This is a genomic window from Amycolatopsis sp. NPDC088138 (genome assembly GCF_044741685.1).
Classification (GTDB): Bacteria; Actinomycetota; Actinomycetes; order Mycobacteriales; family Pseudonocardiaceae; genus Amycolatopsis.
In genome coordinates, this window is sequence record NZ_JBIUTB010000004.1 from 1,053,580 (window position 1) to 1,073,923 (window position 20,344).

The 20,344-nt window shown below is 69.7% G+C and carries 25 protein-coding genes; 17 read left to right on the plus strand and 8 right to left on the minus strand.

The window, feature by feature from the left end:
* The 3 genes from ACIOD2_RS25660 to ACIOD2_RS25670 all read left to right on the plus strand — a co-directional run.
* Positions 1-345, plus strand: a 345-nt coding sequence (locus ACIOD2_RS25660) for a hypothetical protein (RefSeq protein WP_400542761.1), incomplete at its 5' end; no start/stop codon positions are given.
* On the plus strand, positions 342-1,529 hold the full coding sequence (locus ACIOD2_RS25665; RefSeq protein ID WP_400542764.1) for a heparan-alpha-glucosaminide N-acetyltransferase domain-containing protein: 1,188 nt from the start codon (positions 342-344) through the stop codon (positions 1,527-1,529). The genes ACIOD2_RS25660 and ACIOD2_RS25665, both read left to right, overlap by 4 nt.
* Positions 1,526-2,260, plus strand: a complete 735-nt coding sequence (locus tag ACIOD2_RS25670) for a BPL-N domain-containing protein (protein ID WP_400542767.1) — start codon at positions 1,526-1,528, stop codon at positions 2,258-2,260. Before ACIOD2_RS25665 ends, ACIOD2_RS25670 begins: the two co-directional genes overlap by 4 nt.
* Before the next feature lie 9 nt (positions 2,261-2,269).
* Here ACIOD2_RS25670 and ACIOD2_RS25675 read toward each other — a convergent pair whose 3' ends face one another.
* Complete coding sequence (locus ACIOD2_RS25675; RefSeq protein WP_400542770.1) at positions 2,270-3,283, minus strand: hypothetical protein; 1,014 nt, start codon at positions 3,281-3,283, stop codon at positions 2,270-2,272.
* 36 nt (positions 3,284-3,319) lie between these two features.
* On the minus strand, positions 3,320-3,748 hold the full coding sequence (locus ACIOD2_RS25680; RefSeq protein WP_400542773.1) for a MerR family transcriptional regulator: 429 nt from the start codon (positions 3,746-3,748) through the stop codon (positions 3,320-3,322).
* Between the two features lie 25 nt (positions 3,749-3,773).
* Here ACIOD2_RS25680 and ACIOD2_RS25685 point away from each other — a divergent pair, with 25 nt between their 5' ends.
* The 6 genes from ACIOD2_RS25685 (at position 3,774) to ACIOD2_RS25710 (ending at position 9,054) form a co-directional block, all read left to right on the plus strand.
* Positions 3,774-5,177, plus strand: coding sequence for an MFS transporter (locus ACIOD2_RS25685; RefSeq protein WP_400542776.1), 1,404 nt, complete (start codon positions 3,774-3,776; stop codon positions 5,175-5,177).
* 62 nt (positions 5,178-5,239) lie between these two features.
* Positions 5,240-5,605 carry a YciI family protein gene (locus ACIOD2_RS25690; RefSeq protein ID WP_400542780.1) on the plus strand — a complete coding sequence of 122 codons (366 nt, stop codon included), beginning with the start codon at positions 5,240-5,242 and terminating at the stop codon, positions 5,603-5,605.
* Between the two features lie 76 nt (positions 5,606-5,681).
* Positions 5,682-6,500: an NAD(P)H-binding protein gene (locus tag ACIOD2_RS25695; protein WP_400542783.1), complete on the plus strand. Its 819-nt coding sequence runs from the start codon at positions 5,682-5,684 to the stop codon at positions 6,498-6,500.
* Positions 6,501-6,553: 53 nt separating this feature from the next.
* On the plus strand, positions 6,554-7,363 hold the full coding sequence (locus tag ACIOD2_RS25700; protein WP_400542786.1) for a M48 family metalloprotease: 810 nt from the start codon (positions 6,554-6,556) through the stop codon (positions 7,361-7,363).
* Positions 7,364-7,456: 93 nt separating this feature from the next.
* The gene (locus ACIOD2_RS25705) at positions 7,457-7,807 is read left to right on the plus strand and encodes a YciI family protein (RefSeq protein WP_400542789.1); all 351 of its coding nucleotides are present in this window, start codon (positions 7,457-7,459) and stop codon (positions 7,805-7,807) included.
* A 2-nt stretch (positions 7,808-7,809) separates the two neighbouring features.
* Positions 7,810-9,054: an RNA polymerase sigma factor gene (locus ACIOD2_RS25710; protein WP_400543263.1), complete on the plus strand. Its 1,245-nt coding sequence runs from the start codon at positions 7,810-7,812 to the stop codon at positions 9,052-9,054.
* A gap of 229 nt (positions 9,055-9,283) precedes the next feature.
* Here ACIOD2_RS25710 and ACIOD2_RS25715 read toward each other — a convergent pair whose 3' ends face one another.
* Together ACIOD2_RS25715 and ACIOD2_RS25720 are read right to left on the minus strand one after the other, a co-directional pair.
* Positions 9,284-9,913: an enoyl-CoA hydratase/isomerase family protein gene (locus tag ACIOD2_RS25715; RefSeq protein ID WP_400542792.1), complete on the minus strand. Its 630-nt coding sequence runs from the start codon at positions 9,911-9,913 to the stop codon at positions 9,284-9,286.
* Complete coding sequence (locus ACIOD2_RS25720) at positions 9,910-10,503, minus strand: TetR/AcrR family transcriptional regulator (RefSeq protein ID WP_400542794.1); 594 nt, start codon at positions 10,501-10,503, stop codon at positions 9,910-9,912. The genes ACIOD2_RS25715 and ACIOD2_RS25720 overlap by 4 nt, the downstream gene beginning before the upstream one ends.
* Before the next feature lie 53 nt (positions 10,504-10,556).
* Here ACIOD2_RS25720 and ACIOD2_RS25725 point away from each other — a divergent pair, with 53 nt between their 5' ends.
* Positions 10,557-10,910, plus strand: coding sequence for an arsenate reductase family protein (locus tag ACIOD2_RS25725; protein ID WP_400542797.1), 354 nt, complete (start codon positions 10,557-10,559; stop codon positions 10,908-10,910).
* Here ACIOD2_RS25725 and ACIOD2_RS25730 read toward each other — a convergent pair.
* From ACIOD2_RS25730 to ACIOD2_RS25745, 4 genes are all read right to left on the minus strand, one after another.
* Complete coding sequence (locus ACIOD2_RS25730) at positions 10,907-12,118, minus strand: threonine synthase (RefSeq protein ID WP_400542800.1); 1,212 nt, start codon at positions 12,116-12,118, stop codon at positions 10,907-10,909. The genes ACIOD2_RS25725 and ACIOD2_RS25730 overlap by 4 nt on opposite strands.
* Positions 12,119-12,148: 30 nt before the next feature.
* The gene (locus tag ACIOD2_RS25735; RefSeq protein ID WP_400542803.1) at positions 12,149-12,595 is read right to left on the minus strand and encodes an EXPERA domain-containing protein; all 447 of its coding nucleotides are present in this window, start codon (positions 12,593-12,595) and stop codon (positions 12,149-12,151) included.
* Positions 12,596-12,716: 121 nt separating this feature from the next.
* A complete protein-coding gene (locus ACIOD2_RS25740; RefSeq protein ID WP_400542806.1) occupies positions 12,717-13,928 on the minus strand; it encodes a tyrosine-type recombinase/integrase in 1,212 nt (403 codons plus the stop codon).
* A gap of 1 nt (position 13,929) precedes the next feature.
* Positions 13,930-14,541: a hypothetical protein gene (locus ACIOD2_RS25745; protein ID WP_400542809.1), complete on the minus strand. Its 612-nt coding sequence runs from the start codon at positions 14,539-14,541 to the stop codon at positions 13,930-13,932.
* 109 nt (positions 14,542-14,650) lie between these two features.
* Between ACIOD2_RS25745 and ACIOD2_RS25750 the strand changes: the two genes are divergently transcribed.
* The 7 genes from ACIOD2_RS25750 to ACIOD2_RS25780 all read left to right on the plus strand — a co-directional run bounded on the left by ACIOD2_RS25750 (position 14,651) and on the right by ACIOD2_RS25780 (position 20,173).
* The gene (locus ACIOD2_RS25750; RefSeq protein ID WP_400542812.1) at positions 14,651-14,845 is read left to right on the plus strand and encodes a helix-turn-helix transcriptional regulator; all 195 of its coding nucleotides are present in this window, start codon (positions 14,651-14,653) and stop codon (positions 14,843-14,845) included.
* Between the two features lie 355 nt (positions 14,846-15,200).
* Positions 15,201-16,280 (plus strand): AAA family ATPase, encoded by a 1,080-nt coding sequence (locus ACIOD2_RS25755; RefSeq protein ID WP_400542815.1) that lies wholly within the window; start codon positions 15,201-15,203, stop codon positions 16,278-16,280.
* A gap of 183 nt (positions 16,281-16,463) precedes the next feature.
* Entirely contained in the window at positions 16,464-17,024 is a 561-nt protein-coding gene (locus tag ACIOD2_RS25760) for a hypothetical protein (protein ID WP_400542818.1), read from the plus strand.
* A gap of 2 nt (positions 17,025-17,026) precedes the next feature.
* Positions 17,027-17,503 (plus strand): hypothetical protein, encoded by a 477-nt coding sequence (locus tag ACIOD2_RS25765; RefSeq protein WP_400542821.1) that lies wholly within the window; start codon positions 17,027-17,029, stop codon positions 17,501-17,503.
* Positions 17,500-18,186: a hypothetical protein gene (locus ACIOD2_RS25770; protein ID WP_400542824.1), complete on the plus strand. Its 687-nt coding sequence runs from the start codon at positions 17,500-17,502 to the stop codon at positions 18,184-18,186. Before ACIOD2_RS25765 ends, ACIOD2_RS25770 begins: the two co-directional genes overlap by 4 nt.
* Before the next feature lie 338 nt (positions 18,187-18,524).
* Entirely contained in the window at positions 18,525-19,865 is a 1,341-nt protein-coding gene (locus ACIOD2_RS25775) for a hypothetical protein (protein WP_400542827.1), read from the plus strand.
* A gap of 92 nt (positions 19,866-19,957) precedes the next feature.
* On the plus strand, positions 19,958-20,173 hold the full coding sequence (locus ACIOD2_RS25780) for a hypothetical protein (protein WP_400542830.1): 216 nt from the start codon (positions 19,958-19,960) through the stop codon (positions 20,171-20,173).
* The last annotated feature ends 171 nt before the right edge of the window (positions 20,174-20,344 follow it).

Sequence of the window (20,344 nt, forward strand, 5' to 3'; positions counted from 1 at the left end):
CGGGCTCGACCTGGTGGATTCGGTGATGGCTCGATGATCGCGGCGAAGGTCCGTCTGACCGCGGTCGATGCGACCCGGGGGATCGCGCTGCTCGGCGTCGTGGGGCAGCATCCGGAGGCCACCCGGGGCTGGTACGCCGACCGCGGTTTCCGGCCGCTGCGCTACGGCCACGACCTAGTTGGCCCGATGATCGCGGCCAAGGTCCGCCTGGCCGCCGTTGACGCGACCTGTGGGATCGCGCTGCTCGGCGTTGGGCCGCATCCGGAGGCCACCCGGGACGGGTACGCCGACGGCGGTCTCCTGCGCTACGGCCGCGACTCGGTGGACTCGGTGATGGCCCGATGACCGCCGCCACGCCCAAGGTCCGCCTGACCGCCGTTGACGCGACCCGCGGGATCGCCCTACTCGGCATGATGGCAGTGCACTCGCTGATCGAAGAAAGCTCGCCGGGCCATCCGTCCACGTCGTTCGCGATCTTCGGTGGCCGGGCGGCGGCGACGTTCGCTGTGCTGGCCGGGCTCGGGATCGCGTTCATGACCGGACGCCGCCGGGTGGCGCGGGTGGATTTCGGGCCCACCGCGGCGATGCTGGCCGTGCGCGGGCTCGCGATCGGCGTCATCGGCCTCGCGCTCGGGTACACCGACGCCGAGCTCGCCGTCGTCATCCTGCCGTACTACGCGGTGCTGTTCCTGCTCGCGATCCCGCTGGTGCTGCTGCCGAGCTGGGCGGTCGCCGGGGTGGGTGTCGCGGTGGTGGCCGGGGTCCCGCCGCTGACCCACTTTCTGCAACCGCGCCTGCCCGAGCCGACGTTGCTGAACAACGGTTTCGCTTACGCCGCAGAGCATCCCGTGCGGCTGCTGACCGAGCTGTCGCTGACGGGGGAGTACCCGGCGCTCGCGTGGACGGCCTATCTGTGCGCGGGGATCGTGATCGGGCGGCTGACGCTCAGCCGCGTCAAGGTGGCGGTCACGCTGCTGGTCACCGGGGTCACGATGGCCGTCGGCGCCGCGGCGGTGTCGTGGGTGCTGCTGAACCGCTTCGGTGGCCTGGCGGCGATCTGGGCCGCGCAGCCGGGCAGCGTCCTGACCGCGCCGGAGACCACCGAGCTGCTCAACCTGGGCGGCGACGGCACGACCCCGACGTCGACCCCCTGGTGGCTCGCGGTCGACGGCCCGCACACCGGCACCGCGCCCGACCTCGTCGGCACCACCGGCGCGGCGATGGCCCTGCTCGGCCTGCTGCTCCTGCTCGGCCGCCTGCGGGTGGCGAAGATCGTCTTCGCGCCGCTCGCGGCGGCCGGGAGCATGACGCTCACCTTCTACACCGCCCACATCATGTTCCTGAACTCCGACTACGACGTCTACACCTCCGGCGTCGGCTACGCGCTGCAGGTCGCCGGGGTCCTGGTGGTCGGCCTGGCTTGGCGCGCGACGGCCGGCAAGGGACCGCTGGAAGCCCTGGTCACGGCGTTGGCCACACGAGCGAAACGGTGGGTGGCGCCCGAGCCCCGGCTGCAGGTCGCGACGTGACGGTCTCGCGCCGGCTGGTCCTGACGGGCGCCGTGGCGGCCGGGCTGCTGGCCGCGTGCGGCGGGCCCGGCCCCGACACCCGGCCGCTGGCGCTGGTCTACCGCGGGAAGGCGTCGACCGGCGCCTGCTCGGACGCCGTCGCGGACCTGCTGCGCAGCCGCATGCGCGTCGAGTTCTGCGGACCGGACGAAAACACCCAGCTGACCACGCAGTCCCTGGCGACGGCGGCGGTGTACGCCCAGCCGGGCGGCGGCAGCCTCGACGACGCCTGGCGCGTGATGCGCCGCTACGCGGACGTGATCACGGGCTACGTCCGCGGCGGCGGGCGTTACCTCGGGTTCTGCCTGGGTGGTTACCTGGCGGGCGCGACCCCGGGGTTCAGTCTGCTGCCGGGCGACACCGAGCAGTACATCGCCACCTCGGGCGCGGAGGTGAGCTCGACCCGGGACACCGTGATCCCGGTCGACTGGCTGGGACAGCGCCGTCAGATGTACTTCCAGGACGGCCCGGACTTCGTCCTGCGTTCCGGCGCTTCCGTGACCGTGCTGGCGCGCTACACGAACGACAAGATCGCGGCTTTGGTTACCCCGTACGGAAAAGGCCGCGTCGGCGTGGTCGGCCCGCACCCGGAGGCACCGGAGTCGTGGTACCGCGACCTGCGCGTCACGAACCCGGACGGCGTGACGCCGGACCTCGGGCTCCAGCTGGTGGACCGGACGCTCAGCCCCTAGGCGCTGGGGTCAACGGCGGTTTTTGCGCCGGGTTGCGGTCTGAGCCTTGCGCTTCGTCTTTCTTTGATCTGACGTTTTCCCGCTTCCCGACGCCGGTTCGTGCTCGCGGCCCAAACGATTCAGCGCGCTGCTCCGCCAGCTTTTCAAGGTGTCCGGAAGAGACGACCGGGTGGTCAGCCACTTCATCGCGGCACGCGTGCTGGGGTCGTCGCTGCCCATGAACTCCTGCGCGAACCCGGGCTCCGTGAGTACGCGTTGCGCGATCTGAGTGTAGAAAGCATTTTTCGCGTACCGTTCCATGCCCTGCACGTTGCGTACACCTGGGCAGAACGCTGCGCCAGCGAACCATGCCGCACCGGCCATGACACCGCCGGAATCCTCGTTTTCTTCGGCTGTCAGGTTGCATATCAGGTCGGCGAGTTCCCGCTCCTCAACATCGGGGGGCACAGGAGGGTCGTTCTGCAGGAGCTCCTCGTAGGCCTGTCTGGCTTCGGTCCCATCGTGCAAGCTGTGTGAGCGCACAAGGTCCGTGGTCTCGAAGTGCAGGACGAATTCAGAACCTTGAAGCCCGGACCGCCTGCCGAACACTCTTTTGGTCTGCTTGAACCCGGCCAACACGACGACATCCGGCCGCCGCTGCCCTTTGCGAAATTCGTCGCCCAAGCGAGCATAGGGTGAAGAAACGAAAGGGCAGACCTGGGCCGCGTAGAGTCCGCACACCTCATGAACTGGCGCTTCGTTGGACACCCACGTGCGCAGCTTCAGTCGATCTTCGTGAAAGGAGACCTGCCACCGCGGTTCGTCGCCGAAAGGCAGTGCGCACACGGCGCACAGATCGAACGTGGCCAGAACCAGTTTGCGCTTCTCCGACAGAGAACCGAAGTCGACCTCGTCAGAACCCTGGCCGACCGTGGCGATGATCGGGTAGCCGCGTGGATCAATGCGCAGGTGTGCGAGCCGGGCCGGCTTGGGGACGGCTGCCGGGCCCTTTATCGCCGGGTTGCCTGCGGCGTCGATTTCCATGCGCTGATTCTGCCAGAACGGGACGATCCCCTTTGTTCAGCGAGGTGCCCAGAGCTGATCCGCGTCCCCGGCTTCGAGGCGTCCTCGGTAGACGTCGATCTTGTGGTCGATCAGCTGCAGGTTCTCCTGCAGCTCGGCCAGCTTCGCCAGCACCTCGGCCCGGTGGGCCTCCATCAGCTCCAGCCGGTCCTTCTCGTTGCCGCGCCCGGCGGCCACCAGCTCCGCGTACTCGCGGATCGTCCTGATGGGCATGCCCGTCGCGCGCAGGCGGGTGCAGACCGTGATCCAGTCCAGGTCCAGCTTGCGGTAGCGCCGGCGGCCGCCGGAGGTGCGGTCGACGCGGGTGACGACCAGGCCGGCCCGTTCGTAGTAGCGCAGCGTGTGCGCGCTGACGCCGGTGCGGCGGGCGGCGTCGGCGATCGTCAGCCCGGCCGCCGGGATGGGCACAGCGTTGACTTCGAGCACACTCTAAATCCTACCGTCGGAAACCATGAACGCTCCGACAGCCAACCGGGGGCTGGTGCTGGCGATCTGCTGCGTCAGCATCGTCCTCGTGGTGATGGACATCTCCATCGTCAACGTCGCCCTCCCGTCGATCCGCCGTGACCTGCACGCCTCCCTGGCCGGGCAGCAGTGGACGATCGACGCCTACACGCTGGTGCTGGCCGGGTTCCTCGTGCTCGCCGGGTCGACGGCCGACCGCTTCGGCCGCAAGCGGGTCTTCACCGTCGGGCTCACCGTCTTCGGCGCCGGGTCGCTGCTGTGCGGGCTGGCGCCGGGCATCGGGTGGCTGATCGCGGCGCGGGCGCTGCAGGCCGTCGGCGGCACGATGCTCAACCCGGTCGCGATGGCCATCGTCGCCACCACCTACCCCGCGCCGGCCGAACGGGCCCGCGCCATCGGCGTGTTCGGCGCCATGTCCGGGCTCGCCCTGGTGCTCGGGCCGATCCTCGGCGGCGTGCTCGTCGACGCCTTCGGCTGGCGCGCGGTCTTCTGGGTCAACGTCCCGATCGCCGCCGCCGCGATCGTGGCCACCACGCTGGCCGTGCCCGAGTCCCGCGCGCCGCGCGCCCGCCGGTTCGACCCCGTCGGCCAGGTCCTCGTGGTGCTCGTGCTCGGCTGCGTCGTGTCCGCGATCATCGCGTCGCGGGACCTCGGCTGGTCGTCGCCGGTGGTCCTCGGCCTGCTCGCGGTGGCCGCGCTCGGCGTCGCCGGGATCCTCGTCTACGAGCCGCGACGCGCCGACCCGCTGCTCGAACTGCGGCTGTTCCGCAGCGTGCCGTTCAGCGCGGCGATCGTGATGGCGGTCTTCGCCCTCTGCGGCTTCGGCGCGTTCCTGTTCGTGACGACGCAGTACCTCCAGGACGTCCGCGGCCTGTCGGCGCTGGACGCCGGGCTGTGCCTGCTCCCGGTCGGGGCGCTGGTCCTGGTGCTGTCCCCGGTCACCGGGCGGCTCGTCGGCACCCGCGGGCCGCGGCTGCCGCTGGTCGTCGCCGGGATCGCGCTCGCGCTGGGCGGCGCCGCGTCGGCGTGGCTCGGGCCGGCCACCCCGCTGCCCGTCGTGCTCGCGGTCTCCCTGCTGTTCGGCCTGTTCCTCGGCACGGTCAACCCGCCGATCACGAACACCGCGATGGCCGGGATGCCGGCGTCGATGGCGGGGGTGGCGGCGTCACTGGCCTCGACCGGGCGCCAGACCGGCACCACCCTGGGTGTCGCGATCGCCGGCGCGGTGCCCGGCGTGGGCTGGGTGGTGGCCGGTCTCGGCGCGGGTCTCGTTGTGTTGGCCCTGGTCAGCACGGGAACCGGCGCCGTGGCGCGCGCCGGGATAATCTCCGGGAAAAATCTCCCCGGAGAAATGTCGAACGCCGCGAGCGGCCGATCGACGCGGGGGTGAAGGCCGCTCATCGCGTCCGGGAGCGAACCGGACCACGGCCGGAGAACACCAGGGAGTCAGCCATGCGTTTCCTCATGATGCACCGCCTCGACGAGAGCGTCCCCGAGGCCTGGAACCCCAGCCCGGAGTTCATCGAGAAGATGGGCGGGTTCATCCAGGAGTCGGCGGAGAACGGCCGCCTGATCACGGCGGAGGGCGTCCACCCGTCGGAGAAGGGCGCGCTCGTCCGCAAGCCGCGCGGCGCGGCGATCCGCGTCACCGACGGCCCGTTCGCCGAGGCCAAGGAGGTCATCGGCGGGTTCGCGCTGATCAACGCCGAGGACCTGGCGGACGCCGTCGCGTTCGCGACGTCGTACGCCGAGCTGTTCGACGCCGAGATCGAGGTCGAGGTGCGCCAGGTCGTCGAGTTCGACGAGATCCCGGGCTGACGCCACGTCCGGCGGCGAGCGGTTCCGCCCGCCGCCGGACGGCAGTACTCTCCCCGGGACACCTGGGGAGGGCTCGATGTTCTTGGTCACCGGCGCGACCGGAAACGTCGGCGCCGAAGTGGTTTCGGCACTCGCGGGGGCGGGTGCCCCGGTCCGCGCGCTGGTGCGGCGGCCGGAAACCCCGCTCCCGGACGGCGCCGAAGCCGCCGTCGGCGATCTGAACGACCCGGGCAGCCTGGGCGACGCGCTGAAGGGCGTCGAAGCGATCTTCCTGCTTTCGGGCTACCCGGACGAGATCCTCGACCTCGCTCGCGACGCGGGCGTGCGCCGGATCGTGCTGCTGTCCGGCGGGTCGGCGGCGCTGGAAGACCTCGGCAACGCCGTCTCGGCGTACATGACGCGGTCCGAACGCGCGGTGCGGGCTTCGGGCCTGGCCTGGACGTTGCTGCGGCCGCGCGCCTTCTCGTCCAATGCCCTGCGCTGGCTGCCGCAGCTGCACGAGGGTGACACGATCCGCGCGCAGTTCCCGAACGTCCCGGTCGCGTGCGTCGACCCGTCCGACATCGCCGCCGTCGCCGTCAAGGCCCTCGAAGGCGGCCAAGACGGCGAGATCCTCGACCTGACCGGCCCGGCCGCGCTGCGGCCCGCCGACCAGGTCGCGGTGCTGGCCGGGGTCCTCGGCCGGGACCTGCGCTGCGTGGGGCTGACGAACGACGAGACGCGCGCCGAGCTCGAGGCGAGCATGCCGCGCGAGTACGTCGAGGCGTTCTGGAACTTCTACGTCGAGGGCACGCTCGACGAAGCGACGGTCCACCCGGCGGTCCCGGAAGTGACGGGCCGCCCGGCGCGGACGTTCGCCGACTGGGCCGCGGCGCACGCCGACGCGTTCCGTTGAGCCCGGGCCGCACGCGACCGGACCTGTCCGCCGTCCTGGGCATCGTGCTTTCCGTGCCCGTCGTCGCGAGCAGCCTGCTCGTGCTCGCCCTGATCGGGAAGCTCGCCTGGCCGCCGTACTTCTGGGTCCCGCCCGCCGGGTGGGTGGTGGCCGGGGCGATCACGTTCGTGCCCGCGTTCGAGCACTTCCTGCTGCCGCTGGTGTTCGGGATGCGCTCGCCGACCGCGCGGGAGCTGGCCCGGCTGACCCCCTGCTGGCAGGCGGTCTGCGCGGCCGCCGGTGTCGACGGCGGCCGGTACCGGTTGTGGGTCGAACGGTCCCACGAGCTGAACGCCTTCGCGGCCGGCGGCCGGACCGTCGCGGTGACGCGGACCGCCCTCGACCTGCCGCCGCCGAGCCTGGAGGCGATCCTGGCGCACGAGCTCGGCCACCACCTCGCCGGGCACACGCGGATCTCGCTGCTCATCTGGTGGCTGGAGCTCCCGGCCCGGATCCTGACCCGGCTCGTCCGGCTGCTCGCCCTGGTCGTGCCGTACGTCGGCCGCGCGTTCGCGGCCTTCGGGCGGGCGGTGGCCGTGCTCGTCACCGTGCTGCTGAGCCTGGGGATCCTCACCGCGCTCGCGTTCCTCGACCCGTGGCTGCTGCTGGCGCCGCTGCTCGGCCCGGTGCTCGCCTGGTCGAAACGGCTCGGTGAGTACCGGGCCGACCGGATGGCGGCGCGGCTGGGTTACGGCCCGGAGCTGATCGCCCTGCTGAAGGAGTGGATCACGCTGCACCGCGGTGACGAGCGGCGGTTGTGGGCCCGGCTGCTGGCCGGGCACCCGGCCCACATCGACCGGATCAAGCGGCTGAAGGATTTTTGACATGCGAAAATCTTCGGCGAGGTGTCCAAGGTGCCGTGAGCCGTTCGTAGTGGTGTCGTACGGCAACCGAGCACTACCTGACGGAGGAACACCATGAAGTACCTGATGCTGATCAACGCCTCGCTCGACGCCGACGGCGCGCCCACCGGCTGCAGCACCCCCGAGGACTGGATGCTGTTCGACAAGTCCATGAAGGACGCCGGGGTGCACGTCCACGGGAACTCGCTCGCCGACTTCACCACCGCCGCCGCGGTCCGCGTCGACGAGAGCGGCGAGCGGATCGTCACCGACGGCCCGTTCGCCGAGTCGCGGGAGGTGCTCGGCGGCTACTTCGTCGTCGACGTGCCGGACTTCGACGTCGCGCTCGAGTGGGCGGCGCGCTGTCCGGGGGCCCGCGACGGCGGCTCGATCGTCGTCCGGCCGCTCGCGTCCTACGGGGACTGACGATCGTGCCGGAGAGGGCGGGCGCGTCGGTCGAGGCGGTGTTCCGGGAGGAGCGCGGGCTGCTGCTGGCCGCGCTCGTCCGCCGGTTCGGCGACCTCGACCTGGCCGAAGAGGTGACGTCGGAGGCGATCGAGGCGGCGCTGACGCACTGGCCCGTCGACGGCGTGCCGCCGAAGCCGGGCGCCTGGCTGATGACGACGGCCCGGCGCAAGGCCGTCGACCGGCTGCGCCGCGACCAGGCCTACGCGGCCCGGCTCGCGGTGCTGCAGGTCGAGGCCGACCGCGCCGCGCCCGCCCCGTCGCCGGACGGCGAACTGCCGGACGAGCGGCTCCAGCTGTTCTTCACCTGCGCGCACCCGGCGCTGCCCGCGGAGGACCGCACGGCGCTGACCCTGCGCTGCCTCGCCGGGCTGACGACGCCGGAGGTGGCGCGCGCGTTCCTGGTGCCCAGCGCGACGATGGGCAAGCGGATCGTGCGGGCGAAGAACCGGATCCGCACGGCCCGGATCCCGTTCCGGGTGCCGGACGCCGCCGAGCTGCCCAGCCGGCTGCCGGGGGTGCTGCAGGTCGTCTACTCGATCTTCACCGAGGGGTACGCGGCCAGTTCGGGTCCGGATCTGCAGCGCCTGGACCTGGCGGAGGAGGCGATCCGGCTGGCCCGGATCCTGCGCCGGCTGCTGCCCGCGGAGCGCGAGGTCGCGGGCCTGCTGGCGCTGATGCTGCTGGTCCACGCCCGCCGCGACGCCCGGACCGGCCACGACGGCGACCTCGTCCTGCTGGACGACCAGGACCGCGCCCGCTGGGACCGCACGATGATCGAGGAGGGAGCCGCTCTGGTTCTGGTCGCGCTCACGGGCGGTCCGCCCGGCCTCTACGGCGTCCAGGCGGCGATCGCGGCCCTGCACGACGAGGCGCCGGACGTGGCGGGCACGGACTGGCCGCAGATCGTCGGACTGTACGACGTCCTGCGCGGCCTGGCCCCGTCCCCGGTGGTGGAGCTGAACCGCGCGGTCGCGGTGGCCATGCGCGACGGCCCGGCCGCGGGCCTGGCTCTCCTCGACGCCCTGTCCGACGAACCCCGCCTGCAGTCCTACGCCCCGTTCCCGGCGGCGCGAGGCGAGCTGCTCAGCCGCCTGGGCCGGCTCCCGGAAGCCGCTGCGGCCTACCAAGACGCCTTGGCCCTCGCGGGTACCGAACCGGAGCGCGCCCACTTACGCCGCCGTCTCGCCGAGCGTTCAAAGCCGTGAGGGGCACCTTCATGGACTTAAGAGCCATGAAGGTGCCCCTCACGACATCAGGCCAGGGCGCGTGGGGCGGTGGCAGCCGGGGGCAAGGCCGCGTCACCTCACCGAAAGCCGTGAATGGCCCATTGAGGGACTTAGAGTCCCTCAATGGGCCATTCACGGCTTGCAAGCCGAGCGAAGCCGGACGGACTGTCGGTGGTCCCCGGTAAGCTGGATACCGGGGGCCGGAGGGCTAAGCCGGGGTGCGCAGGGCCGTGACGGCCGGGGCGAACATCGTCGCCTTGATCGCGCCCAGGGTGCCCGGGTCCTTGCCCGCCAAAGCCGCGACGCGGTCCGAAGCCACCTTCACCAGGTCGGCCTCCGGCGCGGTTTCGTCTACCAAGCCCAAAGCGAGCGCGTCCGCGCCGCCGAAGCGGCGTCCCGTGGTCATGGAAGCGATCGCCGCCGACGGCGTCAGCTTGCCCTGGATCAGCGCTGCCATCCCCGGTGTGAACGGGATGTTGATGTCGGCCTCCGGGAAGCAGAAATAGCCCCGGTCGGTGCGCATCACGCGGAAGTCGTGCGCCATGGCGAGCATCGCGCCGGCGCCGAACGCGTGGCCGTTGACCGCGGCGACCGTCGGTACCGGCAGGGTCAGGATCCGGGCGAACAGCTCCTGGACCTCCGCGACGTACTTGCCCGCCTGGTCGCCGTTGGCCATGAGCCAGTCGAGGTCGAGGCCGTTCGAGTAGAACCTGCCGCTGCCGGTGGTCACCAGCGCGCCGGTCACACCGTCCAAAAAGGAGTGCACGCGCTGCAGCCAGTCGAGCGAGAAGCGGTTTTCGTCATCGCCGAGGTCCAGCACGGAAACGGGGTCGGTCACGGGTGGTCCTTCTCTCGAGGGGGCACGGTCAGCACGGCCCGCACCGCGGCGGCGAGCCTCTCCCGTACCAGTGGATCGGTGATGTCCCGCCGGAAGAACGCGGTCGGTAGGTCGACGACGCAGGTGGTGATCACCTCGACGGCCAGGCCGTCACCGCGGTCCCACACCAGGCGCGCGAGCCGCACGAGCAGCGCGATCAGGCGTTTGTCCAGCGCGTGCAGGGCGTCCGCCAGTTCGCCGGGCAGCTCGGGCCCGAACAGCCGGTCCGCCTTGACCCGCAGCAGCATCCGGGCGCCGTCGGGACGCACCGAAACGAACACCGCGGGCGTGTCGGCCGCCGCGACGACCGCTTCCACCGGAGAGGAAGCCTGGTCCACGCGCGAAGTCTGGAGGTCGAGGAACGCGGTCGCCGCACGCAGCCAGACCTGGGCCAGCAGCGCGCTGAGCGAGCCGAACGCGTGGTAGATCGTCCCGTTCGGCACCCCCGCGGCCGCGGCGAGGCCGCGCACGGTGACATCCGACGACGACGCGACGAGCCGCTCGGCGACGTCGAGCAGCGCGTCGAGGTCGTGGACGCGGGGGCGGGGCATGCCGCGACGGTAACAGAACGCGTGCTCCAAAACCATCGCGGTAGGCTGCGCCGGTGGAGATCTGGGTCAACCCGGCGTGCGCGAAGTGCCGGTCAGCGGTGTCGATGCTCGACGAAGCCGGCGCGGAGTACACCGTCCGCCGCTACCTCGACGACCCGCCGACGGCGAAGGAGCTGAAGGCCGTGCTGAAGCGGCTCGGCCTGGAGCCGTGGGACATCACGCGCACCGCCGAGCCGATCGCGAAGGAACTCGGCCTCAAGACGTGGGGCCGCACCGGCGCCGACCGCGCGCGCTGGATCGAGGCCCTGGCCGAGCACCCGAAGCTGATCCAGCGGCCGATCATCACCGCGGACGACGGCACCACCGTCGTCGCCCGCACTCCCGAAGCGGTGCAGTCGGTCCTCTAGGGGATCGAGTCGGTCTTCGCCAGCAGCGGCACGTCGAGCGGCACCGTCTCCGGGTACTTGATCCCGGCGCCGGTGTTGAGCACGACGACGTCTTCGTCGCCTTCGAGCCAGCCGGATTCGCGAAGGTGCCGCAACGCGGCGAAACACGCTCCCCCTTCGGGACAGACGAACGTGCCTTCACGCTCGGTGAGTTCCCGTTGCGCGGCAAGGAGTTCCTCGTCGGTGACGGCGACCGCGGTGCCGCCGGTCTCGTAGACGGCGTCCAGCACGAGGAAGTCACCGAGCGCCTTGGGCACGGTGATGCCGAAGGCGACGGTCCGCGCGTCCGGGAACGGCACGCTCTCCCGGGCACCGCGTGCGAACGCTTCGACGATCGGGGCACACCCGGTGGCCTGGACGGCGACGAGCCGCGGCAGCGGGCCGGAAACCCAGCCCAGCTCCCGCATCTCCAGCAGCGCCTTGTAGATCCCGATGATCCCGACCCCGCCGCCGGTCGGGTACAGGATCACGTCGGGCAGCCGCCAGCCGAACTGCTCGGCGATCTCGTAGCCCATCGTCTTCTTGCCCTCGATGCGGTACGGCTCCTTCAGCGTCGAAACGTCCTGCACCCCCGAACGACGCTGGACCGCCGCGGCGACGAGCTTCCCCGCGTCGCCGATCAGACCGTCCACCCGGTACAGCTCGGCGCCGGCGGCGACGCACTCGCGCATGGTGATCTCCGGGGCGTCGTCCGGCATCGCGACCAGGCTCGTCATCCCCGCACGCGCCGCGTACAGCGCCCAGGCCGCGCCCGCGTTGCCGTTGGTCGGCATGGCGATCCCGCGCACCCCCAGCTCGGCCGCCCGCGAGACGCCGACCGCGGCGCCTCGGGCCTTGAACGTGCCGGTCGGCACCAGGCCCTCGTCCTTCATCCACAGGCGGGACAGCCCCAGCTCACGGCCGTAGCGCGGCAGGCGCAGCAACGGCGTCATGCCCTCGCCGAGGCTCACGACGTGCTCGGCCGAGCGCACCGGCAGCACCTCGTGGTAGCGCCACAGCGTCGGCTCGCGCCCGGCGATCTCCTTCGGCGTCACGGCTTCGCGGACGCCGTCGAGGTCGTACCGGGCGAGCAGCGGCGCCCCGGCGGGGGAGAGGCCCTGGACGGCGTCGGCGTCGGCGCGCTCGCCGGTCCGGGAGCAGTCGAGGTGGCTGAGGAACGAGTACGGCACGGTGCCTCCCGGTCAGAAGCGTCAGAAGCGTCAGAAGCGGCGGGTGAACGGCTTCGGCGCGCGCATCCGGATCAGCAGCAGGAGCGGCACCAGGACGTAGGGCAGGTTGAACGCGAGGAACTTCGCCGGGTTGCCGGTGCGCATGGCCGGGTCGCCGAAGAACTCGACGCCGAACACGACGACCCCGGTGAGCGTGACGATCATCGTCGCGTAGACCACCGACGGCAGCTGGATCCAGTTCTTGCCGCTGAGCAGCGCGAACACGAGCACGACGTAGAACGGCATGTAGACGAACGCCGAGAGCCCGGTGACGATCCGCATCCAGTCCGGCGGGTGCATGAACAGCTGGTCCGCGTCGTGGGCGTACCAGTAGTTGGAGTTGACGAAGAAGTTGTCCGAGGGCTGCGAGAAGTCCACGCCCACGGTCGGCAGCAGGTCACTGATCAGCGAGGTGATCGTGAAGGCCGAGAACAGCACCGCGAAGAAGACGTCGATCTTCCGTTCCCGGAGGGGTAGCGACGGGTCTGACCTGCTCGTTCGCGGTGACCGCGGACCCTCACCGGGGGCGCTGTTCCGTCCATGCTCCGTCTGAGCGCGCTCAGGCATGGCGAGCGACCGGACGGGGCTTGAAGAACCGCTGATCGACTGCCTTCCTCGCCCGCTCGTGCGAGTCCTGCTGCAGATGGCCGTACACCCGCAGCGTGAACGCGGGGTCGTGGTGGCCCAGGTACACCGCGAGTTCGTTGATCGAGGTCCCGCCGGACAGCTGCAGGTTCGCGTAGAAGTGCCGCATGGCGTGCCGGCCGTCGCGTCTGGTCCGCGTGGTCACGCCCGCATCGGCCAGGGCGTGATCCCAGAACCGGTCGTAGAGGCTGGGCTTGAAGTGTCTGCCGGTCTCGGGGTGGGGGAACACGAGCCTGTGAGTGCGCAGCTCGCCTCCCTCGCGCTCCCAGGGCAGCGTGACCGGCTGGGGCTTGAACATGGCCATGTGGTTCTTCAGCACGCGCAGCGTTGAGGCCGCTGCTGGCACCACGCGCTCCGTGTCGTTCTTCGGCCGGGCGTAGACCCAGGTCGCCCCCAGCCGCTTGAGCTGTCGGCGGACGTGGATGACTTCGCGTTCTTCGTCGATGTCCTCCACCGCGATGGCGAACAGTTCGCCCTCGCGGTGCCCGCACGTTGCCCCGACGATCGGCATCGCCCGGATGGTCTCCGGGTGGGCGTCGATCACGCCCCACATCCGCGAGTCCGACCACACGACGACCTTCTCGCTCGGTGTCTTGCCGGTCGACACGATCCGGGACCGCACGGGGTTCTTGCGGAGGTCGCCGTCGACGACCGCGAGCTCGAGCATCCCGCCGAGGACCAGCCGGCACAGCATCACCGTGGAGTCGCCGTACTTCTCGCTCTTCTCGGTTAACCAGGCTTGGACCTCGGACGGCTTCCGCAGCGACTTCACGGCTCGGTTGCCGAACTCGGGCTCTACGTGCAAACGGAGGATCTGCTCATACTTGATCTTGGTGGACGGGTCGACCTTCACTGACCCAAGCCAGCGCTTGCCGAGCACCGAGACGAGGTCCTTTCCGGCCTTCGGGTCGACGTACTCGCCGCGGTCGCGATCGCCTTCCATCTTCTGCCAGTACTTCGTCGCGGGCGTCTTCGTTGAGAACGCCTTCGTGCGCTCCTGCTCGTCCGGGTCAAGCCAGCACGCCAACCAGCGCTTGCCCTTGCCCCACCGGGCGTTGGGAACGCGCTTGGTCTCGCCGTCCGGCTGCTTTTCCGGGCGGGTCCACAGGTCCTTGGTGTACCCCATGTCAGCTCACGACTCCCTGCTTGCCCGGTGGCATGATCCCTCGGCGGCGTGCGGTGTACACCCACTTGCGGACGGTGTGCTTGCTGACCCCGGCTTGCGCGGCGAGGGCTAGTGCGGGCCACTCGTTGCGGTCGATAGCGGCGTTGTAGGCGCGATGAACTTCGCGCAGGAAGGCGTCCGTGAGCTTGCTGCCTTCCGGTGCCCGCAACGGTGGTACGTCGGGGATTGGAACCACCTTGCGCGGCTTGGCTTCAGCTACGGCCGGGACGCCAGAGTTCGGGAACTGTGACCGGTAGGCGTCCGCCACCCAATGCTTCGCGGCAGACCCGAAGGTCGCTCCGTAGTGCGAAGCCAGGACGCGAAGAGGTACCGGGGCGAGGGCGGCGTGCTTCTCGATCTCTGCTGTCACGTCAGGGTCGTTGGCTAACGCTTCGATCTTCGAGAACGGCAGTGACCGCATGTCTGCCCCGGTCAACGGGCGATCGCCGGCCAGATACAGGTCGATGACTCGCCACCGCCCCGTGTCGTCAGTTGAGAGACGTACGAAGAGGGGGCCGGCTTGCTCGGGGTCGTCAACGCGGATCCATCCGCCGTTTCCGATGCTCAGCTTCACGATACGAAGCTTGCATCAAACGATACGAAGTGTCAACGCTTCCCACCGGGTTTGGCCGGGGATAGCGTTGGTAGCAAGCTTGGAAGGTTGCTACCGAAGGGAGCGGGCGATGCCCGAATACCTGACCACGAAAGAAGTCGCTGACCTCTGCAGGACCAGCCCGGAAACGGTGCGCTACTGGCGTCACATCGGCACCGGCCCGGTGTCGATCAAGCCAGGAAGGTTGGTGCTGTACGCCGCCGAGGATGTTCGGGCGTGGCTCGAGGAACTGCACGCCGAAGCCACGGAGGCTCGGACGGCATGAGCCTCGGAAACGACGAACGGGGCCCCGAGGGGACCCCGCCCGACCACCACGTCCACCACGACGTTGAGACAAGCGTAAACGATGACGCCGCGATCCCTGAACAGCTGAAGCGTGACGCCGACTCAGTGCGGGTCCGGAGCCTGCGATACCAACAGTGGCTGACCGCCCGGCGGCTACCGCCGACAGAGAGCGGCAGCCGCAGCCCCTTTCGCCGGTTCATGGACGTAGAAATCTCTACTCCCAAGAACCCGTGTGGGCCGTCGGAGAGCGTCGACAGTCGCGACGGTGTGCGCCTCACCTGCGCGCGCAGATGCCGCGGAGCCTGCCCCTACGCCGAGTTCATGCAGGGGGCGGCGTGAGTGTCCCCGAGGACTTCTACAACCGCGACCACGAGGAGCCCCCCGACCTCCTCGCCGATGTCCGGGATGGTGCATGGCTCGACGCGCAGGTGTTCCCGCCCCTGAAGTGGGCTGTAGACGGCGTGTTCCCTGAAGGGGGCACCCTGCTGGTCGGCCCACCCAAGACAGGCAAGAGCTACCTCTTGGGCGGACTACTGCTCGCCATCGCCTCCGGCGGCTACGCACTGGGACACATCCCCTGTGGACGCCCGCGGCGAGTGCTGTACCTCGCACTCGAGGACGGCGACCGGCGCATGCAGTCCCGGTGCCGGGAACTGCTGAACGGCGAACCGATCCCCGAGCTATTCCACTACCTCACCACCGTGGTTCCCGGGATGGTGCTCCACACGATCAACGCGTTCCTTCACGTGTACCCGGACACGGCGTTGGTGGTGCTCGACACCCTCGGCAAGGCCATGCCTGAAGCACGTCCGGGCGAATCGGCGTACCAGCGTGACTATCGCGTGGCTGGTGCGCTCAAGGGGATCGCCGACCACCACCCCGGGCTCGCCGTCGTCGTGGTGCACCACGACCGGAAGGCAGCGAGCGACGACTTCGTCGACTCCGTGTCCGGCACCAACGGCCTCGCCGGCGCGATGGACACCATCGCCGTACTTGTCCGTGCGCGACAGTCCACAGAGGGCCTACTGAAGGTCACAGGTCGGGACGTGCCGGAGAACTCCTACGCCCTCACCGTCGACAACGGCGCCTGGTCCCTCGACGGCGAAGACCTCGACGTCGCATCGAAGCGCGCGATGCTGCGGCAGCAGACCGAAGCCCTTGGTGACCGGTCTGCGGAGATCCTCGACTTCGTGGCCAGGCATCCGCAGGGGGTGCGCGCTAACGAGGTAGAGGAAGCGTTCGGGCCCGACGCCCGCCGGTACCTGGCCCGGATGCACTCGTCGGGGCGGCTCGAGCGCCCCAAACGCGGCCTCTACACCACTGTCCCAAGTGTCCCAACGTCCCAAGACAACGTCATCCCCTTGGGACAACGGGACGGTTGGGACAGCCCCTACGAGGACGAGGGGGAACCGTGACCGAAAACCCCGATCCCGAGCCTGTCGGCCGTCGGGCTCGCAACCGCGCGGCACGCGCCACGTTCAAGGCAGCCCGCGACCGCGGCCTCATCGCCCGGCACCGGATGAAGCTCCGGCACCTCGCAGAACGAGGTTGTCAGTCCGAACAGACAGAAAACCCCGCCACCACACGAGGAGACGACCATGAATGACCTTCCCCCCTACGACGAGTGCACTCGCGAGATCGTCGCCGACTGGTACCACGAGCAATTCCCACTGCTCGCCGCGGCCGACAAGATCATCGCCCAGTACAACGGCACCGACAGCATCCACGAACCGAGCGAACGCGGCCTCAGCACGAAGGAAGTCGCCCGCGCCGCCCTCGTGTTCACCGAACTTCCCCCGCGGTGCCAGGCCGACATCGACCACGCCGAGGCGTACATCGCGCGACTCCACGAGGAGATGCGCGACCAGTATCCGCCGGCCCCGCCGAACCTCGCCGACGCTGTCATCTCTGCGGAGTTCCCCCTCGGCGGGTGCGTGATGTCCGCAGAGCAGTTCGCTGAGCTCTCCCCGGAGGCCCAGGACGAACACGTGGCATCGGTCGCTGAAGACATCTTCGACGGCTCCTGCGATGACCACATGCGGGTCCTCTTCACGCAGGCCCTGAAGATCGCGCTCCCCGCCGTGTACGCGGAGATCACTGGCCTCGACGAGGCTCGCCGACGCCGCGAGGGCTTCGGCCTCGTCCCCCCGGCGGCGTGACCATGAGCCTCATCGACAACGACGGCAAGATCACTCGCGCGAAGCGTTGGCCCTGCCGGACCGAGAACGGCCTCACTGGCTGCGGCGAGATCATCCGCATCGACGAGTACCTCCGCCACCTCCTCGACCACCACCCTGAGGCCACGCCCCTCAACCTCATCCTCGCCGCGGTCGCGTCACTTCCGGTAGAGAACGCGATGCGGTACTGGGATTGGTGTGCCCGCGCCGCCCGCATGGACGACGGGGCACCAGCCACAAGGGACTTCTTCCGCGCGTTGACGACCCTCGACGGCCCGGACCAAACCCCGGATGCACTCGCCGCGTGCAACCCCTCCGACCGCGCCTTCCTGCTCCTGTGTGTCGACGTGGCCGCCACACGCGCAACGGCCTCCGGACGCGAGATGACGACCTTGTGGGCCGTACTCCGAAGCATCATCGATCCCGAAGGGCACCCGCTGGGGAACAGGAGGCGGCCATGACCGAAGTCCTCGACACGCCAGGTCTCGCCGACGAACTGGCGATCGTCACTGCCCTCACGCGGCTCACGCCCGACCGTCAACGGCTGTTTCGTCAGTCCTGCCATAAGGAAAGCATGCGCAGCACGGACTGCGCTGCAGAGGCCTTGGTGTGGGAGGCGTTCTCCGTCGTCGGACAGGAGGAAGGCAAGGTCATGCGGAGCCTGGCCAGGCGGTACAGCCTGAAACCAGAAGATCTCCACCGCATCCGCGCGATGCTCGACGGTGCCGCGATGTCCTGGTTCGACATGTCGTCCGACATGTGGTTGGTGTGGCTTGCCTGCCGGGCCGTCGTCAATTCCGAGCTCAAGCACAGGCAGACGCTCGAGCTCGCGCAGCCTCCGTTGCCTCCTGCACCGCCGGTGGTCAAGAAGTCGAAGCCACGGGCACGTAGGAAGTCAGCAGCACGCAGAGACCAGCCCGCACCGGTGAAGCCCGTCACCCGTCAGGAGGCGGTCATGGCCATGCTCCGGCAGTACCCGGAAGGCGTGGCCACCCGGACCGTCACGGAAGAGCTCGGCGGCAGGCCGGCGCGGGAAGTCCTCCGCCGTCTTCGGCAGGCTGGCCAGGTAGAAACCCGCGACGGTCTCAACTTTGCCGTTGCGGCGTCTGGGATCCCGACTGTCGATGTGAGACAATCAGCCTGAGTTCGTCAACGACGCAAGGCGGATTCTGGCAGGCACCCCCTCTTCCTCTTTCCGGGGGCGGTAGCCGGATCCAAGTCGCCGGCCGGGGCCGTGGAAAGCCCCAGCTGGTGAACAACTTCATACCTCGGACGCGCTCCGCGGGCTACGGACCAATCAGAGTCAAAGCCCGCGAGCGCGTCTAGGTGCCAGGCAGTCGAAGACCGGTCAGAGTCCTCCTGTCGCACTGCTCCGGGATGCCGATCAGCGCATCAACCGTCGAGCAAAGCAGGCGCGAACCCCTCTGAATTCGTCCTTCGCCAGGGCGTCTCTTCGCCCTGCCCGCCTGGAATGGCTCTCACATGACTTTCCCCGCCAACTCGGCGGCGGACCTCGCGACCCTTCGCGACGCTTCCGCCCACGTCGCCAGCCAGATGCGCGCCATGGCCCTCACGCTTGGCCGTTCCGGCCGCACCGACTTCACCACCGAGGAAAACGAGCAGTACAACGCGCTCGAAGCCCGCCACGCGGCCCTCAAGGCTCAGATCAACGCCAGCGGTCGCCCGCTCGAAGCCCGCTCGACTTCGCCCGCCTACGACCAAGTCGCCCGCGTCAGCCAGGAACCGCGGACCTACTCGCGCAGCACCGACCCGGAAGGCGCGCTGTTCCTCCGCGACGTCGCCAGTCAGTTCCTGCTCCGCGACAACGAGTCGACCGAGCGGATCACCCGACACCGTCGCGAGGAACAGGTCGAGCGCGGCCAGCAGCTCACCCGCGCGGCCGGCACCGGCGCGTTCTCTGGCCTGGTGGTGCCGCAGTACCTGACGGACATGTACGCGCCCAAGGCCGCGGCTATGCGGCCGTTCGCGGACATCTGCAACAAGCACCGGCTTCCGCCCGAGGGCATGACGGTCAACATCTCCCGCATCACCACCGGCACGTCGGTGGCGCTGCAGGCGTCGGAGAACACCAACGTGTCCGCCACGGACATCGACGACACGCTCCTCACGGAGAACGTCCAGACCGCGGCCGGGCAGCAGACGATGAGCCGCCAGGCCGTCGAACGCGGCGTCGGCACCGAAGAGGTCACCCTTCAGGACCTGTTCGCCGCATACGCCACGACCCTCGACAGCACCCTGATCAACCAGGCCACCACGGGTCTCGCCGCGGTGGCTCAGGCCACCTCGTACACCGACGCCTCTCCGACCGCCGCCGAGCTCTACCCGAAGTACCTCGCGGCTGCGGCCAACATCGAAGCCACGCTGCTCGGCAGGGCCCGGCCGTCCCACGTGATCATGCACTCGCGGCGCTGGTACTGGCAGCAGAGCCAGCTGAGCAACGCGTGGCCGATGTTCACCCAGCCCGGGATCCCGACCCAGGCCGGCGGCGTCAACTACGGCGCGGGCTACAACGACGCTGTTCGCGGTCTGCTGCCGAACGGCATGCAGGCAGTCGTCGACAACAACCTGTCCACCAACAACGGCGCCGGCACCAACGAGGACCTCATCTACGTGGTCCCGGCCGACGAGTGCCACCTGTGGGAGGACCCGAACGCCCCGGTGTTCATCCGGGCGGAACAGCCGGCGGCGGCTTCCCTCGGCGTGCTGCTCGTGGTCTACGGCTACTTCGCGTACAGCTTCCGCCGCTACACCAACGCAATGCAGTCCATCACGGGCACCGGGCTGGTCGCCCCGACCTTCTAGTCAGAGGCTAGGTGGTACGGCCTGTACCACCTACAATCAGAGGTAGGTGGTACGTGGTGTACCACCTACCTCTCGCCACGAAGGACGCCACCATGAGCGACGCCGAGACGGCCACGCAGCAGGCCTCACCGTTCCGCCCTGAATGGGGCACGCCGCCCCGAGACGAACAGCAGCGCGCAGCCTGGTTGCTCACCAACGTCCGCGCTCACATCGCCCGCAGGAACCGCGAGCGGATCAACCGTGTGCACGCCATGTCCGAGTACGCCTCCCGCATGCAAGAGCTCGGCCCGAAGAGTGGCCCGGCCTAACCGCGGGGGACTGGCCCCTGAACTCCGGTCGCGTCCGGCGGTCCCTTCGTGGCGGGGGCGCCGCCGGGCGCGGCTGGACAAGTTGATCGGAAGTGGATCACTGAAGATCAACGACCAAGGCGGCCAAGACCTTTTTGAGATCGACTTAGGTGACCCGCTCCCACGGCTCCG